Origin of the sequence: Spectribacter acetivorans (assembly GCF_031846305.1) — a bacterium.
In the GTDB taxonomy this organism is placed as follows: Bacteria; Pseudomonadota; Gammaproteobacteria; order Nevskiales; family Salinisphaeraceae; genus Spectribacter; species Spectribacter acetivorans.
Map to the genome: position 1 here is coordinate 182,801 of NZ_JAVRHY010000005.1, position 23,077 is coordinate 205,877.

20 protein-coding genes and 1 tRNA gene are annotated in these 23,077 nt (G+C 67.7%); 10 read left to right on the forward strand and 11 right to left on the reverse strand.

Annotated features, from left to right (window positions below):
- Positions 1-31: 31 nt before the first annotated feature.
- On the reverse strand, positions 32-3,043 hold the full coding sequence (locus tag RM531_RS07515) for a ribonucleoside-diphosphate reductase subunit alpha (protein ID WP_311658416.1): 3,012 nt from the start codon (positions 3,041-3,043) through the stop codon (positions 32-34).
- 463 nt (positions 3,044-3,506) lie between these two features.
- Between RM531_RS07515 and RM531_RS07520 the strand changes: the two genes are divergently transcribed.
- The gene (locus RM531_RS07520) at positions 3,507-4,016 is read left to right on the forward strand and encodes a SixA phosphatase family protein (protein ID WP_311658417.1); all 510 of its coding nucleotides are present in this window, start codon (positions 3,507-3,509) and stop codon (positions 4,014-4,016) included.
- A 20-nt stretch (positions 4,017-4,036) separates the two neighbouring features.
- Positions 4,037-5,218: an NAD(P)/FAD-dependent oxidoreductase gene (locus RM531_RS07525; RefSeq protein WP_311658418.1), complete on the forward strand. Its 1,182-nt coding sequence runs from the start codon at positions 4,037-4,039 to the stop codon at positions 5,216-5,218.
- 409 nt (positions 5,219-5,627) lie between these two features.
- Here the strand turns inward: RM531_RS07525 and RM531_RS07530 are convergent, their stop codons facing one another.
- The 5 genes from RM531_RS07530 to RM531_RS07550 are packed head-to-tail and all read right to left on the reverse strand — an operon-like array spanning position 5,628 to position 9,579.
- Positions 5,628-6,011 carry an RNA-binding S4 domain-containing protein gene (locus RM531_RS07530; RefSeq protein ID WP_311658419.1) on the reverse strand — a complete coding sequence of 128 codons (384 nt, stop codon included), beginning with the start codon at positions 6,009-6,011 and terminating at the stop codon, positions 5,628-5,630.
- 55 nt (positions 6,012-6,066) lie between these two features.
- Positions 6,067-6,234, reverse strand: coding sequence for a rubredoxin RubA (gene rubA, locus RM531_RS07535; protein WP_311658420.1), 168 nt, complete (start codon positions 6,232-6,234; stop codon positions 6,067-6,069).
- Positions 6,235-6,242: 8 nt separating this feature from the next.
- On the reverse strand, positions 6,243-6,410 hold the full coding sequence (locus RM531_RS07540) for a rubredoxin (protein ID WP_311658421.1): 168 nt from the start codon (positions 6,408-6,410) through the stop codon (positions 6,243-6,245).
- A gap of 60 nt (positions 6,411-6,470) precedes the next feature.
- Positions 6,471-8,909, reverse strand: a complete 2,439-nt coding sequence (locus RM531_RS07545) for an ABC transporter permease (protein WP_311658422.1) — start codon at positions 8,907-8,909, stop codon at positions 6,471-6,473.
- The gene (locus tag RM531_RS07550) at positions 8,902-9,579 is read right to left on the reverse strand and encodes an ABC transporter ATP-binding protein (protein WP_311658423.1); all 678 of its coding nucleotides are present in this window, start codon (positions 9,577-9,579) and stop codon (positions 8,902-8,904) included. The genes RM531_RS07545 and RM531_RS07550 overlap by 8 nt, the downstream gene beginning before the upstream one ends.
- Here RM531_RS07550 and RM531_RS07555 point away from each other — a divergent pair.
- Complete coding sequence (locus tag RM531_RS07555; protein ID WP_311658424.1) at positions 9,578-10,216, forward strand: arylesterase; 639 nt, start codon at positions 9,578-9,580, stop codon at positions 10,214-10,216. The two genes, RM531_RS07550 and RM531_RS07555, sit on opposite strands and share 2 nt — an antisense overlap.
- 196 nt (positions 10,217-10,412) lie before the next feature.
- Here the strand turns inward: RM531_RS07555 and RM531_RS07560 are convergent, their stop codons facing one another.
- Together RM531_RS07560 and RM531_RS07565 are read right to left on the reverse strand one after the other, a co-directional pair.
- Positions 10,413-11,375 (reverse strand): NAD(P)H-dependent flavin oxidoreductase, encoded by a 963-nt coding sequence (locus RM531_RS07560; RefSeq protein ID WP_311658425.1) that lies wholly within the window; start codon positions 11,373-11,375, stop codon positions 10,413-10,415.
- A 24-nt stretch (positions 11,376-11,399) separates the two neighbouring features.
- Positions 11,400-12,410 (reverse strand): NADP-dependent oxidoreductase, encoded by a 1,011-nt coding sequence (locus RM531_RS07565; RefSeq protein ID WP_311658426.1) that lies wholly within the window; start codon positions 12,408-12,410, stop codon positions 11,400-11,402.
- A gap of 137 nt (positions 12,411-12,547) precedes the next feature.
- Here RM531_RS07565 and purU point away from each other — a divergent pair, with 137 nt between their 5' ends.
- From purU to mmsB, 6 genes are all read left to right on the forward strand, one after another.
- The gene (purU, locus tag RM531_RS07570; protein ID WP_311658427.1) at positions 12,548-13,408 is read left to right on the forward strand and encodes a formyltetrahydrofolate deformylase; all 861 of its coding nucleotides are present in this window, start codon (positions 12,548-12,550) and stop codon (positions 13,406-13,408) included.
- Between the two features lie 143 nt (positions 13,409-13,551).
- Positions 13,552-15,075: a CoA-acylating methylmalonate-semialdehyde dehydrogenase gene (locus tag RM531_RS07575; RefSeq protein ID WP_311658428.1), complete on the forward strand. Its 1,524-nt coding sequence runs from the start codon at positions 13,552-13,554 to the stop codon at positions 15,073-15,075.
- Positions 15,076-15,084: 9 nt separating this feature from the next.
- Positions 15,085-16,245 (forward strand): acyl-CoA dehydrogenase family protein, encoded by a 1,161-nt coding sequence (locus tag RM531_RS07580; RefSeq protein ID WP_311658429.1) that lies wholly within the window; start codon positions 15,085-15,087, stop codon positions 16,243-16,245.
- Positions 16,246-16,353: 108 nt separating this feature from the next.
- On the forward strand, positions 16,354-17,127 hold the full coding sequence (locus RM531_RS07585) for an enoyl-CoA hydratase (protein WP_311658430.1): 774 nt from the start codon (positions 16,354-16,356) through the stop codon (positions 17,125-17,127).
- Positions 17,124-18,272, forward strand: a complete 1,149-nt coding sequence (locus RM531_RS07590; RefSeq protein WP_311658431.1) for an enoyl-CoA hydratase/isomerase family protein — start codon at positions 17,124-17,126, stop codon at positions 18,270-18,272. The genes RM531_RS07585 and RM531_RS07590 overlap by 4 nt, the downstream gene beginning before the upstream one ends.
- A 56-nt stretch (positions 18,273-18,328) precedes the next feature.
- A complete protein-coding gene (mmsB, locus tag RM531_RS07595) occupies positions 18,329-19,213 on the forward strand; it encodes a 3-hydroxyisobutyrate dehydrogenase (RefSeq protein WP_311658432.1) in 885 nt (294 codons plus the stop codon).
- A gap of 527 nt (positions 19,214-19,740) precedes the next feature.
- On the opposite strand, the gene RM531_RS07600 is transcribed toward mmsB, so the two are convergent.
- A tRNA-Arg gene (locus RM531_RS07600) sits at positions 19,741-19,817 on the reverse strand.
- 117 nt (positions 19,818-19,934) lie between these two features.
- Here RM531_RS07600 and RM531_RS07605 point away from each other — a divergent pair.
- Positions 19,935-20,435, forward strand: coding sequence for a c-type cytochrome (locus RM531_RS07605; RefSeq protein WP_311658433.1), 501 nt, complete (start codon positions 19,935-19,937; stop codon positions 20,433-20,435).
- 181 nt (positions 20,436-20,616) lie between these two features.
- Here the strand turns inward: RM531_RS07605 and RM531_RS07610 are convergent, their stop codons facing one another.
- Positions 20,617-22,614: a UvrD-helicase domain-containing protein gene (locus tag RM531_RS07610; protein ID WP_311658434.1), complete on the reverse strand. Its 1,998-nt coding sequence runs from the start codon at positions 22,612-22,614 to the stop codon at positions 20,617-20,619.
- Between the two features lie 34 nt (positions 22,615-22,648).
- A complete protein-coding gene (locus tag RM531_RS07615) occupies positions 22,649-22,999 on the reverse strand; it encodes a hypothetical protein (RefSeq protein ID WP_311658435.1) in 351 nt (116 codons plus the stop codon).
- Positions 23,000-23,077: the final 78 nt, after the last annotated feature.

Genomic DNA, 23,077 nt, shown 5'->3' on the forward strand with positions numbered 1-23,077 from the left:
CATGGCTTCGTTCAGGCGATAGAGATCCGGGTTACTGACAGGCCTCGCAGTCCGGGTCGTCGATGGCGCAGGCCATGGGGGCGGTCGGCTGGGCGGCGGGTGCCGCGGCTTGCGCCTTGCCGTTGGCGTGACCATTGGTCGGGGCCGCGCCGGCCGTGCTGCCGTTCGAGGCCCCGGCCGCGCCGGCACCGCGACCGCTGGCGGCGGCCGGACCGCCGCTGCCGTGACCACCGCCGTGGGCCACCGCGTTCAGGCGATGGTCGGTGATGGTGGATTTCTCGGTGTGCGAGGCGCCCATGGTGCGCAGGTAGTAGGTGGTCTTCAGGCCCTTCTGCCAGGCGAACTTGTACAGCTCGTCCAGTTTCCGGCCGGAGGGCTGGGCCATGTACAGGTTCAGGCTCTGGGCCTGGTCCAGCCACTTCTGACGGCGGCTGCCGGCTTCCACCAGCCACTTGGGGTCGATCTCGAAGGCGCACTTGTACAGCACCTTGAGATCGTCCGGGATGCGGTCCACCGCCTGGACGGAGCCGTCGTAGTACTTCAGGTCGTTGGCCATCACCTCGTCCCACAGGTCCAGGGTCTTGAGGTCATCCACCAGGTAGGGGTTGATGACGGTGAACTCGCCGGACAGGTTCGATTTGACGTACAGGTTCTGGTAGGTCGGCTCGATCGACTGGCTCACGCCGGTGATGTTGGCGATGGTCGCGGTGGGGGCGATGGCCATGCAGTTGGAGTTGCGCATGCCCACCTGCTTGATGCGGGCGCGCAGGCTGTCCCAGTCCAGGGTGTGGGAGTCGTCCTGGTCCAGGTACTCCGCCCCGCGGTTGTCGCGCAGTATGCGGATGGAGTCGATCGGCAGCACGCCCTGATCCCACAGGCTGCCCTTGAAGCTGGAGTAGGCGCCCCGCTCCTCGGCCAGGTTGGTGGAGGCCTGGATGGCGTAGTAGCTGATCTGCTCCATGGAGCGGTCGGCGAAGGTCACCGCGTCCTCGGATTCGTAGGGCAGCTTGAGCTTGTACAGGGCGTCCTGAAAGCCCATCAGGCCCAGGCCCACCGGGCGGTGACGCAGGTTGGAGTCACGCGCGGTCTTGACGCTGTAGTAGTTGTACTCGATCACGTTGTCGAGCATGCGCAGGGCGGTGTTGACGGTGGCTTCCAGCTTGGCGCTGTCCAGTTCCCCGTCGACGATGTGCTGGGGCAGGTTGATCGACCCCAGGTTGCACACCGCGATTTCCTTGCCCGGGCTGGTGTTGAGCGTGATCTCGGTACACAGGTTGGACGAGTGCACCACGCCCACGTGCTGCTGCGGGCTGCGCAGGTTGCAGGGGTCCTTGAACGTGAACCAGGGGTGGCCGGTCTCGAACAGCTGCGACAGCATCTTGCGCCACAGGCCCACGGCGGACACCTTCTTGGCGTTCTTGATTTCGCCGGCGTCCACCTTGGCCTCGTAGCGCTCGTAGGCCTCCTGGAAGGCCTTGCCGGTCAGGTCGTGCAGGTCGGGCACGTCGTTGGGCGAGAACAGCGTCCACTGGGCGTCGTCGAGCACGCGCTTGACGAACAGATCCGGCACCCAGTTGGCGGTGTTCATGTCGTGGCAGCGGCGGCGGTCGTCGCCGGTGTTCTTGCGCAGCTCCAGGAATTCCTCGATGTCCTTGTGCCAGGTCTCCAGGTAGGCGCAGACCGCGCCCTTGCGCTTGCCGCCCTGGTTGACCGCCACCGCGGTGTCGTTGACCACCTTCAGGAACGGCACCACGCCCTGGGACTTGCCGTTGGTGCCCTTGATGTGGGCGCCCATGGCGCGCACCGGGGTCCAGTCGTTGCCCAGGCCGCCGGCGAATTTGCTCAGCATGGCGTTGTCGTGGATGGCGCCGTAGATGCCGCCCAGGTCGTCGGCCACGCTAGTCAGGTAGCAGCTCGACAGCTGCGGGCGCAGGGTGCCGCTGTTGAACAGGGTGGGCGTGCTGCTCATGAAGTCGAAGCTGGAAAGCAGCTTGTAGAACTCGATCGCCCGCTCTTCTCTCTCGATTTCATTGATCGCCAGCCCCATGGCCACCCGCATGAAGAAGGCCTGCGGCAGCTCGAAGCGGTTGCCCTCGGAGTGGATGAAGTAGCGGTCGTAGAGCGTCTGCAGGCCCAGGTAGGTGAACTGCAGGTCGCGGTCGGCGATCAGGGCGTTGCCCAGGCGCTCGAGGTCGTATTCCAGCAGGCGGGAATCCAGCAGTTCCAGCTCGGCGCCGCGCTTGACGTAGTCCGCGAAGTAATCCGCATAGCGCTGGGTCATCTCGGTGTGGGTGGCGTATTCCACCTGACCGTCGGCCAGGAAGGTCAGCGCCTCGTGACGCAGCTTGTCCAGCAGCAGGCGGGCGGCGACCTGGCCGTAATTGGGCTCGGCTTCCAGCCGCTGGCGGGCGGACAGCACCAGCGCGGTGGCCAGTTCGTCCTCGTTGATGCCGTCGTAGGCGTTCTTGATGGTGTCGGCCAGCAGGCGTTCGGCGTCCACGCCCTTGACCTCGTGGCAGGCCTCCTCGATCACCTTCTTCAGGCGGACTTCATCCAGCGCCCGGGTGGTGCCGTCCTTGAACGCCACGTTGATGGCGCCCTTGGCCACGGTGGCGCCGGTCTTGCCGCTCTTGGCCGCGGCCTCGGCGCGTTCGCGGGCGCGTTCCTCGCGGTACAGCACGTAGGAGCGGGCCACCTTGTGCTCGCCCCCGCGCATCAGCGCCAGCTCCACGTAGTCCTGGATGTCCTCGATGTGCACCGCGCCGCCGCCGGGCAGGCTGCGGGTCACGCCCTGTTCCACCTGCTCGGACAACTGCTTGACGGTGTCGCGGATGCGGCTCGAGGCAGCGCCCGAGCGGCCTTCCACGTCCAGGAACGCCTTGGTCAGGGCCACCTCGATCTTGGAACGGTCGAACGGCGTGACCTTGCCGTTGCGGCGGATCACCTTGTAGGAGCCCGGCGCCGTGGCGGCCAGTTCCGCGCTGGACGGCGTATCAACAGGCTGTTGCGGCCGCTCGGTCACGGCGTCTGTTTGCGTCTGCATGTGCGTTCACCCCTGCTGGCGGTTCGTTGTTCGGGCGCCCGCGGTCACGGGCGACGACTCAACAATACACCACTATATGGTGTGGTCAACAAGCGTATTTTGCGCATTCGTTACTACATATTGTGTCCGCCGGTGGAAAAGCCGGTGCATTGGGACCGGGATGACCTGTGGATATCCCGTGTGGACAGCGCCAGAATCGCTGCGCAATCAGGGGGCTGGCGTGCCCGGCCGGCACCGGGATAAAAACCCGGTTCGGGGTTACCGTGATGCGACTGCCCGTACCCGCCTGCCCGGCAGCCATTGCGCGCTGCACTGCGGTAAGCTTCTGATTTGAATGGAAAGCCGGATCGGCATTCCGGCGTCGCGGCGGATAGTGCCGAATTGACGGCCGTTCGCCGGTGTCGAACCCCGCGGCGGGGCTGTCATCGCCCCGACGCATTCATGGTTTAGAGGTGACCATCCGATGGACATCATCGCCTTTCGTCACGGCATAGCAATGGATCGCGAGGAAGCGCACGACATGGGGCTTTCCGACGAGGAACGCCCGTTGACCGACAAGGGCCGCCGCCGTACCCGGGCGGCCGCCGCCGGTCTGCGTGCCTGCCTCGAAGGCCAGGCAGTGGATACCATCGTGTCCAGCCTGCTGCTGCGGGCCCAGCAGACCGCCGAACTGCTGGCGCCGTACGTGGGTGAGCCGCCGCTGGTGGAATCGGCGGCGCTGAATCCCGGCGCCGGTCCGGAGGCGCTGGATACCTGGCTGCATGGCCGTCCCACCGACGAATCGCTGATCCTGGTGGGGCACGAGCCGGACCTGTCTGCCTGGGTGTCCTGGGGCCTGACCCGCAAGCGCGACCGCATCCTGTCGCTGAAAAAGGCCGGCGCGGCCTGCGTGGAATTCCCCGGCCCGGCCGAGGGCGGCACTGGCACCCTGCGCTGGCAGCTCACTGCCGGTCAGATGCGGGCGCTGGGATGAGCGAGGGGGGCTGAGCGACCGTGCTCGAATGGCTGATTGTCGGCGGCGGGGTGCATGGCACCCACTTATCCCGGGTGCTGCGCGGCCGGCTGGGCGTGGCCGATGACGATCTGCTGATCGTGGACGATGCCCCGGCCCCGCTGGCCGCCTGGGACCGCCGGGCCGAGGCCTGCGGCATGGACTATCTGCGCTCGCCCCAGGCTCATCATCTGGGCCTGCGCAGCGATGCCCTGCGGCGCTTTGCCGACAGCGTGCGTCTGGACGGCCCGGCCTTCATCGATCCGTATCAACGCCCGGCGCTGGCGTTGTTCGACGCCCACTGTCGTCAACTGATCGCCGACGAACCGGCGCATCTGCGCGCCTGCGAACGGGTGACCCGCATCGAACCCCAGGCCGGCGGCTATCGCGTCTGGGGCCGGGAACGCTCGTGGTGGACCCGCCGGGTGCTGCTGGCCCCCGGGCCGCCCGCGCCCGACCGGCCGGACTGGGCCGCCGGCGTGCCGCATGTGTTCGATCACGATTTCGCCATGCCGGGCGGTGACGGCCACGTCGCCATCATCGGCGGCGGCATCACCGCCGGGCAGCTTGCCCTGTGCCTGATCGCCCGCGGCCGGTCGGTGAATCTGGTCACCCGCCGGCGCCTGCGCCGGGCGGATTTCGACGCCCAGCCCTGCTACGCCGGGCCCCGCTGCCTGGTGCCGTTTGCCGCCGGCGACTGGCGCCAGCGCCGGCGGCGTATCCAGGTGGCCCGCCATCCGGGCACCCTGCCGCGCGACGTGGCCGCCGGGCTGCAACGCGCCATCCGTCGCGGCGCGCTGCATGTGCATGTGGGTTCGGCCATGGGTCTGGACGACCGCGGCGTGGTGCTGGCCGATCGCCGCACCGTGCCGGCGGACGAACTGGTTGTCGCCACCGGGTTCGCCGACCGCCTGCCCGGCGGCCAGCTCATCAGCCAGCTGATCCGCGAACTGGCCCCGCCGCTGACCCCCTGCGGCTTTCCCGCCCCGCAACCCGATCTGCAGTGGCGGCCGGGGCTGTACGTGACCGGCCGACTGGCGGAAATGGAACTGGGGCCGATGGCCGGCAATATTCGCGGCGCGCGCCTGGCGGGGGAGCGCCTGGCCGCGGCCTCCGCCGAACTGGCCGTGTCGCCGCCGATGGCGGATCGGGCGGTGGTGGAGTCGCGGTTGCCGGTGATTTAGCGACGCTGCCGCCGCGGTGCGGATCGGCGGTTACAGCGGCATATACCGGGCCGTAAGGCGTCATTCATGTCGCCTGTCCGAATCAACGCGTCCCAACGCCTTAAAAACGTCATTGCGAGGCCCCGTCAGGGGCCGCGGCAATCTTGAGTCATCCTGGTAACTCAGCGTTTCCAGCGCTTCAGAAATGAAGAGAATTCCGCCCCGCTAAAGCGGGCCGGGTGTCTTTCTTGTGCGACAAGAAAGTCACCAAAGAACCGCTTCCGGCGGGCGAGTCCTGCCTCGAACGGGGTTCGAGGCAGGATGCCCTGTGCGCGCCCCTTCGGGCCTGGGACCTCACCGCCCTGCAGTGCTCGGCTCGTCCCGACGGGAATGAGGAAAAGGTGCGATACCCGGGTATGGTCGCTTCGACTCACCCACCCCGATGCTTGATATCCCGCAACTGCCGGCGCCCCTTGCGGTCGGGCCGCCCGTCGGGTCGGGGCTGGCTGCGGGCCTCGGCCCGGCGCATGGCCATGGCGTCGAGACGCGCGGTGCGGTCGGCCTCGTCCTCGTGATAGAGGGCTTCGGCGGCGGTGGCGCTGCCGCGGCGATCGGCCAGGTCGGTGATCTGGATGCGGAACTGCTGACCGACCTTGCGGATGTCGAGCTTGTCGCCGATCCGCACGGTCTGGCCGGCCTTGCCGCCCCCGCCGTTAACCGACACCTTGCCGCCGTTGGCGGCGTTCGTGGCCTGGGTGCGGGTCTTGAAGAACCGCGCGGCCCACAACCACTTGTCCAGGCGGACGCCGCTCATTCAGGGGCCCTCCGATCGATGCCGCGCGATCCTTGCCCGCATCCGCGCGGCGGTGTCAGTCGACCTCCATCATCTCGAAGTCGTCCTTGGGTGCGCCGCAGTCCGGGCAGGTCCAGTCGTCGGGGATGTCCTCCCACTTGGTGCCGGGTTCGATGCCCTCGTCGGGCAAGCCTTCGGCCTCGTCGTAGATCCAGCCGCAGACAATGCACTGCCACTTCTTCATCGTGATTCCTAATCGTCGAGTGGGATGAAGTCCGGTTTTTCCCGGACGGCGCAATCGGGGCAGGGCCAGTCCTCGGGGATTTCCGACCAGGGCGTACCCGGCTTGAAACCCTCGTGTTCGCAGCCTTCGGCCTCATCATAGATGAAGCCGCAATCGTCGCATTGATAACGGGCCATAGCTCCCCCGAACCGTTTTTGCGGGCGCAAGATTAGCAAAAAAGGGCGCGGATGACCTTGCTACGAGGCCAGCAGGCGCATGGGGCCATCGTCCCCGCCGCGGCCCAGCCGCAGTCCGCCCAGGGCGATGCCCAGCGCGGCGGCGGCCGGCAGCAGTTGCCAGATCGACCAGGGCAGACGCCCGTCGAACAGCAGGTGACCTAGCGGCCACAGGGCGGCGGTCATCAGCAGACTGGCGCCGATCGCGGCCAGCCCGCCCCAGGCCAGCGCCTCGCGCCAGGCGATGCGGCGCAGCAGCGCGGCGTCCGCCCCAAGTACCCGCAGCATGGCGTTGTCGCGGTCCCTTATGGTACGCAGGCTCATCAGCGCGGCGGCCAGCACCAGCAGAGCGGCGGCCATCAGCAGCGCGGCCAGCAGGGCGCTGGCGCGGCTGGCCTGGTTGATGATGGCCTGGGCCCGGTCGAGCAGGGTGTTCACGTCCAGCAGCGTGGCCTGGGGCATTTGTTTGAGCAGCCCGGCCAGCCGGCCGCCGTCGCCGGGTGGTAGCCAGAAACTGGTCAGCCAGGACAGATCGGCGGCGGGCAGCGTGCCGGGGGTAAAGATGAAGTAGAAATTGGGCTCGAAGCTCTCCCAGTCCACGGTTCGCAGACTGGTCACAGTGGCGGTGAGTTCGCCGGACGGGCCCACGAAGGTGACGTCGTCGCCCAGTGAAATGCCCAGCCCCTGTGCCAGCTCGGTTTCCACCGACACGCCGGTGGTGTCGTCCTCGCCGTGCCAGCGGCCGGCGCTGACCTGATTGCTGGGCGGCAGGCGGTCGGTTTCGGTGAGCACCAGATCGCGATTCAACGCGTTGCCGGCCTGGCGGGACTCCTTGGTCACCGCCTGGCGCACCGGCTGGTCGTTGATCTCGGTGAGCCGGGCCCGGGTGACCGGGTAGCGCGGCTTGGCCAGCGCGTCGTGGTCGTCAAGCCAGGCGTCCAGGGCTGGCAGGTCGGCGTCGAATACGTTCAGCAGAAAGTAGTTGGGGGCCCGCTCGGGAAGGCTGGCGCGCCAGTCGGCCAGCAGCCGGGTGCCGACATGGCCGGACAGGGCAAGCACCGCCATCGCCGCCATCAGCGCCGCCAGCAGGGGCAGGGCCAGAGCCGGCCGGCGGGTCAGCCGGCGCAGGGCCAGCCGGCTGGCCAGCGGCAGCCGCGGACTGAGCCAGTCGAGCCCCTTGAGCAGCGGCCACAGCGCGGCCGGCAGCCCGATGGCCAGCACCAGCAGCAGGCCGATCAACCAGGCCAGTTCCTGCGCGGAGCCGCTCAGCCAGGCAGCGGCCAGCGCCAGCAGCGCCGCCGCGGCGACCAGCCCGCCCGCGCCCACCGGCTGGACCCCGCCGCTACGCTGAAGCAGCCGGGTAATCGGGGCTCGGGCCAGGGCCAGGCCCTGGGTCACGCCGAACACCAGCCACAGGCCGGGCGGCAGTGCGGCGATCAGTAGCCAGTCGGCCGGACCGGCGGCCAGCGGCCCCTGCCAGCCCAGGGCCTGGCGGGCGATCACGACGACCAGGCTACCCAGCAACAGACCGGCGGCCACCGCCGGCAACAAGGCGATGGCCTCGCCGGTGAGCAGCCGTCGCAGCACCCGCCGGCGCGGGGCACCGAAGGTGCGCAGCAGGGCGGCCAGCCGGGCCTGACGGGCGGCGCGCTGGGCGCTGGCCATGGTCAGCGCCGCCGCGCACAGCACCACCACCAGCAGCACGCCGACGCTGACGTAGAGCGTCAGTTGCTGCAGCGGGCCGAACGAGCGCACGCGGGCGTCGTCCACGCCTTCGAGGGACTGATCCGGACGCAGGCTGGCGGATTCCAGTTGTCGGCGATGGGCGGCCACGGCCGCCGCCGGCCCGTCCACCAGCAGGCGGTAATCCAGCCGGCTGCCGGGGCCGATCACGCCACTGGCGGCCACGTCGTCGGCGTGCATCATCACCCGCGGATTGACGCTGTAGAAGGCGGTGCCCTGATCGGGTTCGCTGCGGATCACCCCGGTAATGGTCAGGTCGGTTTCGCCCAGCGTCAGCGTGTCGCCCACGGCCTTGCCCAGGCGGTCGATCACGCCGTCGGCCACCCAGGCGTTGCCCGGCCGCGGGCCGTGATCGCGGGGGCCGGCGGCGCCGAAACGATCGGGCGCCACCTGCAGCTCGCCGCGCAGCGGATAGTCGGCGTCCACCGCCTTGGCCGACACCAGCAGGGTGTCATCGCCGGCCACCACCACGGTGGGGAATTCCAGCACCAGGGAGCTGGACAGCTCGTTTCCGACCGGCCGCTGGCCATCATCGGGGGCGCGGCTGCCTTCGAGTACCAGCGCGCCGCCCAGGCTGGCGGCGGTGCGCTGGTCCACCCGCTGGTCGAGTTCCGCGCGCAGCAGGATCACGCTGGCCAGCGCCAGTGCGGCCAGGCCCACGGACAACGCCAGGATGCGGAAGGCGCCGTCCCGCCAGCAGCGCTGCAGACTACCCATGTTGCAGCCGCCCGGCCTCCAGCCGCAGCACCCGCTGACAGCGGTGGGCGAGGTCATCATCGTGGGTGACCAGCAGCAGCGCGGTGCCGGCCTCGCGGTTGAGGTCGAACAGCAGTTCCGCCACGCGGTCGCGATTGGCGTGGTCGAGGCTGCCGGTGGGTTCGTCGGCGAACAGCAGCTGCGGACGGGTGGCGAACGCCCGGGCCAGCCCCACCCGCTGCTGCTCGCCGCCCGACAGTGTGGGCGGGAAATGCTGGCGGCGATGGGTCAGGCCCACGCGTTCCAGCCAGCGGTCGGCCGCGTCACCGGGCCGGTCGGCGCCGGCCAGTTCCAGCGGCAGCATCACGTTTTCCCGCGCCGTGAGGTCGCTTACCAGATGGAATGACTGGAACACGAAGCCGCACAGGGCGCCGCGGCGGGCGGCCCGGGCGTCCTCGTCGAGGTCGCTGAAAGCCTCGCCGGCCAGCCGGATGTCGCCGGCGCTGGGCACATCCAGCCCCGCCAGCAGTCCCAGGAGGGTGGACTTGCCGCTGCCCGAGGGACCGCCCACCGCCACGGTTTCGCCGCGGGCCACGGTCAGGTCGATGGCGTCGAGTAACATCAGGGGCCCGTCGGGGCCGGGAACGGTGCGCGAAACGCCGCGCGCCTCGACCATCGGAGTGTTGTTCATGCGTGTGTGGATCTTGTTGCTGTGCGGGTGGCTGCCCGGGCTTGCCGCCGCCGACGGCATCCTGGTGCTGGGCGACAGCCTGGGCGCCGGTTACGGCCTGGAAGCGGAACAGGGCTGGGTATCGCTGCTGGATACGCGTGTGGCGCGGGTTTGCGACGCGCTGCCCGTGCATAATGCCTCGGTCAGCGGCGAGACGACAGCCGGCGGCCGGGCCCGGCTGGCGCCGTTGCTGACACGTCATGAGCCTGAGCTGGTGATCCTGGAACTGGGTGGCAACGACGGCCTGCGGGGGCTGCCGCCGGCGCGGCTGCAGGCCAATCTGGAAGCCATGATTGCGGCGTCGCGCGACGCCGGCGCCCGGGTGCTGCTGGTGGGCATTCGCATTCCGCCCAACTACGGGGCGGCCTATACCCGCGCCTTCGATGCCGCCTTCGAACAGACGGTGGCGGCCACCGAGGTGGCCTTCGTGCCGTTCCTGCTGGAAGGCGTGGCCCTGGACGACGACCTGATGCAGGCCGACGGGATTCATCCCACCGCCGCGGCCCAGCCGCGCATGCTGGATAACGTCTGGCCCGAGCTGGCGCCGCTTCTGCCTGCGCGATGTGAGCTGGATGCTGACAGCGCCGGCGATGATTGAAAAAACGAGCGGGACGGCCAGGGGGAGAAAGCCGTCCCGCTCGGTTGGTCCGGCGACACTCGCGTTGATCGCCGGTCCGGTTGCCGGCCCGCGAAGGGGGAACGCGGGCCGGGTGCCACCTTGGGGTCAGTGGTAGTGAAGCTAACGGCGGCGCGCGGCTGAACTTTAGCCCCGCGCTCCGCGTTCTTTCAGGGCGTCAGAGCGCGCCCTTGGCGGCCTCGTATTCCTGGCGCAGCCCGGCCACGAAATCGGCCGTGGGCTGGACGCTGTGGACGCCGCCCACGCCCTGGCCCGCGCTCCAGATGTCCTTCCAGGCCTTGGGGCCCTCGTTGTCGCCGTCTTTTGAACCGAAGTCCATCTTGGAGGGGTCGGCCTCGGGCAGGTCGGCGGCGTCATAGCCGGCCTTCTCCACGCTGAATTTCAGGTAGTTGCCGTGCACCCCGGAGAAGTAGTTGGTGTAGACGATGTCCTCGGCGGTGCTGTCGACCACCATCTGCTTGTAGTTGTCGTGGGCGTTGGCCTCGGCGGTGGCGATGAAGGGCGAGCCCATGTAGGCCACATCGGCACCCATGGCCCGGGCGGCGGCTACCGACCGGCCGTTGGCGATGCAGCCGGACAGCGCCAGCGGGCCGTCGAACCATTCGCGCAGCTCCTGCACGAAGGCGAACGGGGATTGCGTGCCGGCATGGCCGCCGGCCCCGGCACATACCGCGATCAGGCCGTCGGCCCCCTTCTCGATCGCCTTGTGGGCGAAGCGCTGGTTGATCACGTCATGCATCACCATGCCGCCGTAGCTGTGGATGGCGTCGTTGACCGCGTTCTGCGCGCCCAGCGAGGTGATCACGATGGGCACTTCGTGTTTAACGCACAGTTCGAGGTCGTGCTCGAGGCGGTCGTTCGACTTGTGCACGATCAGGTTGACGCCGAACGGCGCCGCGGGCGCATCCGGATTGGCGGCGTCCCAGTCGGCCAGTTCGCTCTTGATACGCTCGAGCCACACCTCGAGCTGATCCGCCGGACGGGCGTTGAGCGAGGGGAAACTGCCGACCACCCCGGCCTTGCACTGGGCGATGACCAGTTCGGGGTTCGACACGATGAACATGGGCGCCCCGAACACGGGCAGGCGCAGACGGTCGGCGATGGCGGCCGGCAGACTCATGAGGTGACTCCTTGTTTTTCGACGTTAATCGGCGACCTTGAGCAGCATCTTGCCGGTGTTGTCGCCACTGTAGAGCTTGCGGAAAGCGGTGAGCGCGTTGTCCAGACCTTCGTCGAGGTCGAAGTCCCAGTGCAGCTTGCCGTCGTTGCGCAGGCTGGCCAGCACTTCGAAGGCCTCGGGGTAGCGGTCCATGTGATCGAGCACGATGAAGCCCTGGATCTTGATCCGCCGCATGACGATGTTGATGTAGTTGTAGGGCCCCGGCACCGGCTTGTCGGCGTTGTACATGGAAATGGCCCCGCACTGGGCCACGCGGGCAAAGTCGTTCATGCGGCCGAGCACAGCGTCGAGAATGTCGCCGCCGACATTGTCGAAATAGCAGTCGATGCCGTCCGGACAAAGTTCGCCCAGCCGGGCGTTGACGTTCTCGGCCTTGTAGTCGATGGCCGCGTCCATGCCGTATTCCTTGGTCACGCGGCGGCATTTCTCGGCACCGCCGGCAATGCCGACCACGCGGGCGCCCCAGGCCTTGCCCAGTTGCCCGGCGATGGAGCCCACCGCCCCGGCGGCGCCGGAGACCACCAGGGTTTCCCCCGGTTTCGGCGCGCAGATGTCATGCACCCCGAAATAGGCGGTCGGACCGACCACCAGCAGCATGCCGAAGACTTCCTGTTCCGACAGGCCGGGCAGGGTGGGCACCGGCTGGAAGGCAGCGGCCGGACGCTTGCAGTATTCGCTCCAGCTGCCCAGGCCCATGACGGTGTCGCCGACGCTGAACTGGTCGCTGCGGCTTTCCGTGACCTCGCCCAGAGCCATGCCGAGCATCGGGCCGTTGAGGGGCACCGGGTCCATGTAGCTGGGGGTTTCGTTCATCCAGGCGCGGTTGGCCGGGTCCATGGACAGCAGGCGGGTGCGCACCACGATCTCGCCCTCGTCGGCGCTCGGCATGTCGCCGGTCTCCAGGACCAGGTCGTTGTCGCTGACATCGCCCACCGGGCGCTGGCGCAGAATCCACTGGCGGTTTTGTTCGGTCATCGGTTCTCACTCCTGTTCGCATCGGACCGCGGGAGTGTAATACCTAGTGCGGGCCGCTGCCCGCATCGCCCCCGGGCGCCGGGCCTGCCTTAATATGGGGGTCAGTGCTGACTCTCACTCGCCGGCTGGTGCCATCGATGCAACGAAACCGTTTCTACACACTGCGTTTTTCCTGCCCCGACCGGGTGGGCATCGTGGCCCGCGTGGCCGGTTTCCTGGCTGAGCAGGGCGGCTGGATTCTGCGCTCCAGCCAGCATGCCGACGAGCAGACCAATCGCTTCTTCATGCGGGTGGAGGTGCGGGCCGAATCGCTGGGAATCGAGCCGGCCGTGTTGCGCGAACGGTTCGCCCCGATTGCCGATGAATTCGGGATGGACTGGCGCGTCAGCGACAGCGCGGTGAGACATCGCGTGGTGATCCTGGCATCCCGCCAGTTGCACTGCCTCTACGATCTGCTCGAGCGCTGGCAGTGCCGGGAGCTGGATATCGACATCCCCTGTGTGATCGCCAATCACGAGGATGCCCGCGGGCTGGTGGAATGGCACGGCATCGATTTCCATCACGTACCCATCGGCCGCGACGACAAGGCCGCCGGGTTCGCCGAGATCGAACGCCTGTTCAACCATTACCGGGGCGACACCATGGTGCTGGCCCGCTTCATGCAGATTCTGCCGCCCGAGCTGTGCCGCCGGTATCTCGGCCGGGTGCTGAACATCCACCACAGCTTCCTGCCCAGCTTTGTCGGGGCACGTCCGTATGACCAGGCCTACCAGCGGGGCGTAAAGCTGATCGGCGCCACCTGTCACTACGTCACCGAGGAGCTGGATCAGGGGCCGATCATCGAGCAGGACGTCAATCGGGTCTCGCACGCGGATTCGGTGACCGATCTTGCCCGCTGTGGCAAGGACATCGAGAAGACCGTGCTGGCCCGCGGCCTGCGCTACCACCTGGAAGATCGGGTGATGGTCAACGGCAACCGGACCGTGGTGTTGCGATAAGGCCCGTCTGATCGGTGACGCGAGGTGCCGGGCCCCTACCCGTTCGAGGTGGGACCGGTCAGCGGGTACACTTTAGAGTTGCGCCCCGAGAAGGCCGGCCGTACCGCGGCCGCCCCACAGAAACGAACAACAGGAAATCCGCGATGGCTACCAATCCCCAAGCGATGCAAAACGCCCCCGACGTTCTCAATCTGATCGCCGGTGAGTGGCGGACCTCGGCCTGTGCCGACTGGATCGACGTGACCGACCCGGCCACCCAGGACGTGATCGCCCGGGCGCCGAACACCACGCCGGACGAGATGGAGCAGGCGATTTCATCCGCCGCCGAGGCGTTCAAGACCTGGAAGGAAGTGCCGGTGTCCGAGCGCGCGCGGATGATGTTCCGCTACCAGGCGCTGCTCAAGGAGCACCACGACGAGCTGGGCGAAATTCTCGCCAAGGAAACGGGCAAGACCTTCGCGGATGCCAAGGGTGACGTCTGGCGCGGCATTGAAGTGGCGGAGCAGGCCTGCCACGCCCCGGCGCTGATGCTGGCCGATTCGGCCGAGAACATTGCCGGCGGCATCGACACGCGCACCATCACGCATCCGATCGGTGTGTGCGCGGGCATTACCCCATTCAACTTCCCGGCAATGATCCCGCTGTGGTTCTTCCCGCTGGCAATCGTGACCGGCAATACCTTCGTGTTGAAGCCCTCGGAACAGGATCCGATGACCCCCAACCGGCTGGCCGAGCTGTTTCTGGAAGCCGGCTTCCCGCCGGACGTGCTGCAGGTGGTCCACGGCGGTCGCGAACAGGTGGATACGCTGCTCACCCACCCGACCATCCGTGCGGTGTCCTTCGTGGGTTCGGTGCCGGTGGCCCAGCACGTCTACCGGACCTCCACCGACCATCTCAAGCGTTGCCAGGCGTTTGCCGGGGCCAAGAATCACATGGTGATCCTGCCCGACGCCGACAAGCAGCAGACCATCAACAACCTGGTGGGCTCGGCGGTAGGCGCCGCCGGCCAGCGCTGCATGGCAAATTCCGTGGCCGTGCTGGTGGGCGAGACCCGCGAGTGGCTGCCCGAGATCAAGGCCGCCATGGAAACCGTGCGTCCCGGCCGCTGGGATGACGAGGGCGCCGGCTACGGGGCGGTGATCAACGCCGGCGCGGCCCAGCGCATCCGTGATCTGATCGGCCAGGGCGAGAAGGAAGGCGCGAAACTGGAACTGGACGGGCGCGAGTGCACCGTCGAGGGTTATCCGGACGGCAACTGGGTCGGCCCCACGCTGTTCTCCGGCGTCAAGCCCGGCATGACCGTCTACGACGAGGAAATCTTCGGTCCCGTGCTGTGCACGGTGGAGGCCGGCTCGCTGGACGAGGCGATCGCCATGATCAACGCCAACCCCTACGGCAACGGCACCTCGATCTTCACCGCCAGCGGCGCGGCCGCCCGCAAGTACACCCACGAGATCGAGGTCGGCCAGGTGGGCGTGAACGTGCCCATTCCGGTGCCGGTGCCCTTCTTCTCGTTCACCGGTGCCAAGGGCAGCTTCTATGGCGACCTGCACGCCTACGGCAAGCAGTCGATCCGGTTCTTCACCGAAACCAAGACCGTGATCTCGCGCTGGTTCGATTCGGGCATCCCCGCGGGTGGCCCGAATCTCACCATCAACATGAAGTAAGCCGGCGCCGTGGATTTCGAACTCTCCGAAGACCAGCGGGCCTACCGCGAGGCGGCGGCCACCTTCGCTGCCAGCGAGCTGGCCCCGCACGCGGCCGAATGGGATGCCGAGTCGCACTTCCCCAAGGACGTGATTTCTGCGGCCGGGGAGCTCGGCTTCTGCGGGCTGTACGCGCCTGAGGAAGCCGGGGGCCTGGGTCTGTCGCGGCTGGATTCGTCCATCGTGTTCGAGGCCCTGGCCGGCGGCTGCACCTCCACCACGGCGTTCATGACCATCCACAACATGGCCACCTGGATGGTCACGGCCTTCGGCAACGAGGAGCTGGTGGGCGAGTGGGGCGAGGAACTCACGTCGGGCCGCAAGCTGGCCTCCTACTGTCTGACCGAAGCGGGCGCCGGCTCGGATGCCGCCCAGCTCAAGACCACCGCCAGGCGCGACGGCGACGACTATGTGCTCAACGGCGGCAAGGTGTTCTCATCCGGGGCCGGCGATACCGAGGCGCTGGTAGTGATGGCCCGCACCGGTGGTGACGGGGCGGGCGGCATCAGCTGCTTTCTGGTGCCGGGCGATGCCGACGGCGTGTCCTACGGCAAGAAGGAAGAGAAGCTGGGCTGGAACTGCCAGCCGACCCGGGCCATCAACTTCGACGACGCCCGCATCCCGGCCCGCTATCGCGTGGGCGAGGAGGGAGAGGGCTTCAAGTTCGCCATGAAGGGGCTGGATGGTGGCCGCATCAACATCGCCACCTGTTCCGTGGGCACCGCCCAGGCGGCGATGGAGACCACCCGCAACTATATGGCCGAGCGCAGCCAGTTCGGCAACCGGCTCAACCAGTTCCAGGCACTGCAGTTCAAGTTCGCGGACATGGCCACCGATCTGGTCGCCGCCCGGCAGATGATTCGGCTGGCCGCCAGCAAGCTCGACCGCGGCGACCCCGAGGCCACCGCCTACTGCGCGATGGCCAAGCGCTTCGCCACCGACGCCGGCTTCAACATCTGCAACGATGCCCTGCAGCTGCACGGCGGCTACGGCTACATCCGCGAATACCCGCTCGAGCGCATGATCCGCGACCTGCGGGTGCACCAGATCCTGGAAGGCACCAACGAGATCATGCGTCTGGTGATTGCCCGGCGCATGTTCGCCGACGGCGTACTCGAACAGATGCAATAGCTGCGGGACTCGGGACTCGGGACTCGGGACTCGGGACTCGGGACTCGGGACTCGGGACTCGGGACTCGGGACTCGGGACTGGCAATACGACAGGGGAAACGGACGATCATGAGCAACATCAACGTCGAAAAACGCGGCCACGTGGCCGTGCTCACCATCGACAATCCGCCGGCAAACACCTGGACCCGGGATTCGCTGAACCAGTTGTATGACGCGGTCGAGGCGCTGGACGCCGACCGCGACAACTACGCCCTGGTGATCACCGGCAGCGGCGAGAAGTTCTTCTCCGCCGGGGCCGACCTCAAGCTGTTCGCCGACGGCGACAAGGGCGTGGCCGCCACCATGGCCAAGGCCTTCGGTCGCGCTTTCGAGCGCCTGAGTGCCTACGACGGCGTGTCCATTGCCGCGGTCAACGGCTATGCCATGGGCGGCGGACTGGAATGCGCGCTGGCCTGCGACATCCGCATAGTGGCCGAGAATGCCCAGATGGCCCTGCCCGAGGCCGGCGTCGGCCTGCTGCCCTGCGCCGGCGGCACCCAGAATCTGCCCTGGCTGGTGGGCGAAGGCTGGGCCAAGCGCATGATTCTCTGTGGTGAGCGGGTGGACGCCGCCACTGCCGAGAAGATCGGCCTGGCCGAACAGCTGGTAGGCCAGGGTGAGGCGCTGGATACGGCCGTGGCCCTGGCCGAGAAAGTCGCCAACCAGTCGCCCTCCTCGGTGCGGGCCTGCAAACACCTGATCCAGGGCGCGCGCACCCAGCCGCCGGCGCTCAATCTGGTGAGCGAGCGGGAGGCCTTTGTCGACCTGTTCGACACCGCCGATCAGACCGAGGGCGTCCAGGCCTTCCTGGAAAAGCGTCAGGCGGAGTGGAAGAACGCATGAGTGACGAGCCGCTTCTGATTCAGGACATCGCCGCCGCCGGCGGCAAGACCATCAAGCGCGTCACCCTCAACGCCCCCAAGGCGCTGAACTCGCTGAGCCTGGCCATGGCCCGCGAGTTGCAGCCGAAGCTGATCGAGTGGGATGCCGACGACGCCGTGGTGGCGATCTTCATCGAGGGCGCCGGGGACCGGGCCTTCTGCGCCGGCGGCGACATCGTGCAGATCTACCACGGCATGAAGTCGCTGCATGGTGAAGGCGAGGGTGACGCCGACTATCCGGACCACTTCTTCGAGGCGGAATACCGGCTCGACTACACCCTGCACACTCTTGCGACGCCGGTGATCGGCTGGGGCAACGGCGTGGCCATGGGTGGCGGGCTCGGCATTCTGGCCGGCTGCCACTTCCGGGTGGTCACCGAAAACGCCCGTCTGGCCATGCCCGAGATCACCATCGGCCTGTTCCCCGACGTGGGCGGCACCTGGTTTCTCAACCGCATGCCCGGTCGTTCGGGTCTGTTCCTGGGACTGACCGGGGCCCACATGAACGCCGGCGATGCCCTGTTCGTGGGGCTGGCCGACCGCTACCTGCCGCATGCGGCCAAGGATGACATGCTGTCGGTGCTGGCGTCGGCCGAAGACTGGGGCGATCCCACCCACACGGTGGACCGCCTGCTGCGTCGCCTGGCCCACGAGCAGGACGGCGCACCGCCGGCCTCGAACGTGCGCCGCCACCTCGACCGCATCAACGACGTGACCGACGCGGATACGCTGTCCGAGCTGGTAGGGGCGATCCGCGGCCTGGCGTCCGACGAGGACAAGTGGCTGGCCAAGGCCGCCGCGACCCTGGACGGCGGCTGCCCGGTCACCGCGCATCTGGTGCACGAGCAGATTCGCCACGGCGCCCAGCTTTCCCTGCGCGACGTGTTCCTGCGGGAACTGGCGATGGCGCGCCAGTGCATCCGCCATCCGGACTTCCGCGAGGGCGTCCGGGCCCTGCTCATCGACAAGGACGGCCAGCCCGACTGGTCGTTCAAGAGCGTGGCCGAAGTGCCCGCGAGCACCGTCAAGGCGCATTTCGCCCCGTCCTGGGACGGGGATCACCCGCTGGCTGATCTGACCGCGCCGCCCGCGGTCGCGTCCAGATAACAATTCCCGTGCCGCGCCACCGGCGCGGCAATCGCGAACACAGGAGGAGACACGACATGGCCAAGATTGCATTCATCGGCCTCGGCAACATGGGCGGCCCGATGGCCGCGAACCTGGTCAAGGCCGGGCACGACGTGATCGTGTTCGACGTCGCCGACGCCCTGGCGGACGCGCTGGTCGAGCAAGGGGCCAGCAAGGCCGCCACCGCGGCCGAGGCGGTTGCCGGGGTCGAATTCGTGGTCTCCATGCTGCCCTCCGGCGAGATCGTCAAGAATCTCTACATCCACCAGGACAAGCTGCTGGACGTGATCGACCCGGCCACGGTTGTGATCGATTCCTCCACCATCGCCAGCGAGGATGCCGTGGAGGTCCACAAGACCGCCAAGAGCCGCGGTATTGCCATGATTGATGCCCCGGTCTCGGGCGGAGTCGGGGCCGCGAAATCCGGCAAGCTGGCCTTCATCTGCGGCGGCGACGAAGCCGCCGTCGACAAGGCCCGGCCGATTCTGGAGGTGATGGGCAAGGCCGCCTTCCGCGCCGGACCGGCGGGCGCCGGGCAGATCGCCAAGATCTGCAACAACATGCTGCTGGCCGTGCACATGATCGGCACCGCCGAGGCCCTGAACATGGGTGCGGCGGCAGGTCTCGATCCCAAGGCCCTCACCGAAATCATGGCCGCCTCCAGCGGCCGCAACTGGTCGCTGGACACGTACAACCCGTTCCCGGGCGTGATGGAGGGGGTGCCGGCCTCGAACGACTACCAGGGCGGTTTCCTGGTCAAGCTTATGAACAAGGACCTCGGCCTGGCCGCCGATGCCGCCGGCAAGCTGGGGGCCGCCACGCCGATGGGCGACCTGGCCCGACAGCTTTACGACAAGCACGGCGACGCCGGCTTCGCCGATCGAGATTTCTCCAGCATTCTCAAGATGTTCGCCGACTGACGGCGGTGGTGCGCCGCGTCGCGGCGCGATTCTTTCTTGCCCCTCTCCCTGACCCTCTCCCCGGCGGGGAGAGGGGATAGCATTTCATCGTGCGCCCGGCAGGATTCGATTAATCCGGCCAGGAAGGCCGGATTGACGATGGCCCCAAGGCCATCACCCGAAGCGTGAGGCCCAGGAGTGCGCCGAATCATCGATTCGTCGGGAACGAATCGACGCGAACGTAGTGAGCCCGGAGGGCCTGACCCAGGGATGGGTCAGGCAACCTGCGACCAATGACTTAAAGCTCGCAGGTTCCCTGCTAAAGGCGCAGGCGTTTACTTTGCCACGAGCCTTTAGTCGAAGTTGGTGCGCCCGGCAGGATTCGATTAATCCGGCCAGGAGGGCCGGATTGACGATGGCCGAGGGCCATCGCCCGAAGGGCGAGGCGCAGGGATGCGCCGAGTCCACCTGCGACCAATGACTTAAAGCTCGCAGGTTCCCTGCTAAAGGCGCTGGCGTTTACTTTGCCACGAGCCTTTAGTCGAAGTTGGTGCGCCCGGCAGGATTCGAACCTGCGACCTCAGGCTTCGGAGGCCTGCGCTCTATCCAGCTGAGCTACGGGCGCGCGGCGCACATTGTAGTGCGTTAGATGCGTCCGGCGCCAATTATCGTCGGCGGGCCGAAGTCGGGCGCGGTATAATCTTGGCCATCCAGTTGACAGGAATCTCCAGAGGTCGACCTCATGAGCGCAGACCACGACCGCACGTTCGTGCGAACCTTCCTCGGCGTGCTTGGCGTGCTGGTGGGCATCACGTTTCTGATCATTATTGCCGCGGTCATGATCACCGGCGGGGATGGCGAACTCAGTGACGTCCGCAAGGAACGCATCGCCGAGCGCACCCAGCCCGATTTCCAGGTGGTGACCGATGCGGACAACCTGCAACAGGTTGCGGCCAGTCCGGCCTCCGGGAGCGGCGGTGACGGCGGGGGCGAAAGTGCATCGCTCGAGGATACCTACAAGCAGGTCTGCGCGGCTTGTCACGGCACCGGCATGGCAGGCGCCCCCAAGACCGGTGAAGCCGGCCCCTGGCAGGCGCGGCTGGATGACAAGGGGCGGGACACGCTCTATGACCACGCCATCAACGGTTTCAAGGGCATGCCGGCGAAAGGCGGCAAGGCCGATCTGTCCGATGATCGCGTGAAGGAACTGGTGGATTACATTCTCGAGGAATCGGGCGTCTAGGGGGCCGCTGAAACCCCGTTTTTCGGCAGGTCCCGCGTGGTACAAGGACGTACCGCCAAAATCATGCGCTGGAAGCGCTTGATTTTGGGAGCAAGCGCAAACCGCGTTTGCGTGCAGCGACGCTGAAACAAGGCCAGGATGGCCTTTTTCAGCAACGCCCTAGCATCGCCGCCCGGGCGCGTCACTCGCTGTCGAGCATTGCCCTGAGGCCGGCGAGATGGGCGCGGCCCCGGGCCTGACGGGCCTCCGGGTCGTCGTTGTCGCGGCGCTTGCCGGGCCAGTCCAGTTCGTCGACGGGCAGTTCTTCGAGGAACCGGCTGGGCTGGCAGTCCACCAGGTCGCGGCCGCGGCGGCGCTGGCGGCAGTAGCTGAGGGTCAGTGACCGCCGGGCACGGGTGATGCCGACATACATCAGCCGGCGCTCCTCTGCCACGTTGTCTTCGTCCAGGCTGTTCTGGTGCGGCAGCAGGCCTTCCTCGATGCCGGCCAGGAACACGTGCGGAAACTCCAGGCCCTTGGCGGCATGCAGGGTGGACAGCTGTACCTGGGCGGCGTCCTGGCGGTCCTCACGCTCCATCAGGTCCATCAGCCCGAGTTTGCCGACCAGTGTTTCCAGACTGGCCGGCTGGCCGCGGTCGTCCTCGCTGTGGCGGCCCAGCCAGGCGACGAATTCGTCCACGTTCTCGGCCCGCCGCTCGCCCTGCTGGCGGTTGGCGGCGGTATCCCGCAGCCAGGCCCGGTAGTCGATATCGGCCAACATCTGCCGTACCAGGCTGTCCGGCGCTTCCGACTCGCTGCGCATCATCAGGTCGGCGGCCCATTCGACGAAATCCCCCAGCCGTCGGGCGCTGCGCTCACCCAGCCGGCCGCTCAGGCCGATGCCCCGGGCGGCGGCGAACAGCGGCAGCCCGCGCTCACCGGCGTAGCGGCCGAGCTGTTCCAGCGTGGCCGGGCCGATTTCCCGCCGCGGCAGGTTGACGATGCGCAGGAACGCGGCATCGTCATCCGGGTTGGTAAGCAGCCGTAAATAGGCGATGACGTCTCGGATTTCGCCGCGGTCGAAGAACGAGCGCCCGCCGGACACGCGGTAGGCGACGTTGCGTTCGCGCAGGACGCGCTCGAAGGCTCGGGCCTGCTGGTTGCTGCGGTAGAGCACCGCGTAATCGCCCGGCTGGCCGCCCGTGCGCAGGCGATGCGATACCATTTCACTGACCACGCGGTCGGCCTCGTCGTCACAGGCCAGGATACGCACGCGATCACCCGCCCCCAGGGCACTCCAGAGGTTCTTGTCATAGACCCGCTCGTTGCCCTGGATCAGCCGGTTGGCCGCGGTGAGGATATGGCCGCAGGAGCGGTAGTTCTGCTCCAGCTTGATCACCGTCAGATGCGGAAAGTCGCGCGACAGGTCGGCGATGTTGCCCGGCCGCGCGCCCCGCCAGGCGTAGATCGACTGGTCGTCATCCCCCACCACGGTGAACGCGGCCCGCGGGCCGGTCAGCCGCCGGAACAGCTCGTACTGGGCGCCGTTGGTGTCCTGGTACTCGTCCACCAGCAGATAGCCGAAGCGGTTCTGCCAGCGTTCCGCCAGCGCCGGGTCTTCGCGGAGCAGCTCGACCGGACGGTAGAGCAGGTCGTCGAAGTCCACCGCATTGTAGGCGCCGAGGTGTCGCTGGTACTCCGAGTAGGCGCGGGCCAGGCTGGCCTCGCGGTCGTCCTCGGCTTCGGTCACCGCGCGGGTCGGTGAGATCAGCGCCGATTTCCAGCGGCTGACGGTGATGCGCGCCAGCTTGCGCAACTCCGCATCGCGGCCGAGCAGGTCGGCCAGCAGCTTGTCCGCGTCATCGGCGTCGAAGATGGAAAAGCCGCGCTTCAGCCCCGCTGCCTCGCGTTCCTCGCGCAGCAGCCGCAGTCCCAGGCTATGGAAGGTGCTGATCTGCAGGCCGCTGGCGCGCTGGCGGCCCACCAGTTGCCCCACGCGCGCGGCCATCTCCCGCGCCGCCTTGTTGGTGAAGGTGACCGCGGCGATGCGCTCGGCCTGGTAGCCGCTGGCAATCAGGTGCGCGATCTTGTGAGTGATCACGCCCGTCTTGCCGGACCCCGCGCCCGCCAGCACCAATAGCGGGCCGTCGAGATGCTCGACGGCGGCGCGCTGTGGTGGATTGAGTTGAACGCGGCTCATGGCGGCGCGGAGTCTACCCGCAATGCGGGGGCGATCAGTACCCCCGCTGGGCACGATTCAGGCGCTTGCTCCCATTTGGTGCACTTTCCGGTGCCGCCGCTTCATCGCGGGGCGCGCTTGAGGGGGCCTCGCCATCATCGGGCGCAATGCTGGCGGCGGAGCCGACGCAGGCGGTGCGGGCATCGGTCATGGCCTGATCCAGGGCGGCAATATCACCCGTCATTACAGGCTTTTCGTCCCGGGCGCGGGCCACCAGCAGCGTGTTCTGGGCGGCTCGGCTGGCCGACTCAATGGCGGCGAGACTTTTCTCGCAGCGATCGGCCGCCGCCGCCAGGTTGGGGGCCGTCAGGCCCAGGGCGAGCAGGGGTATGGCGCAACGCAGCATTGATAACTCCTTGTTACGTAAAAGTAAATTAAATTTCCAAGGCGGGTGGCAGCGCTCGACACCAGCCTTGGCATGAGC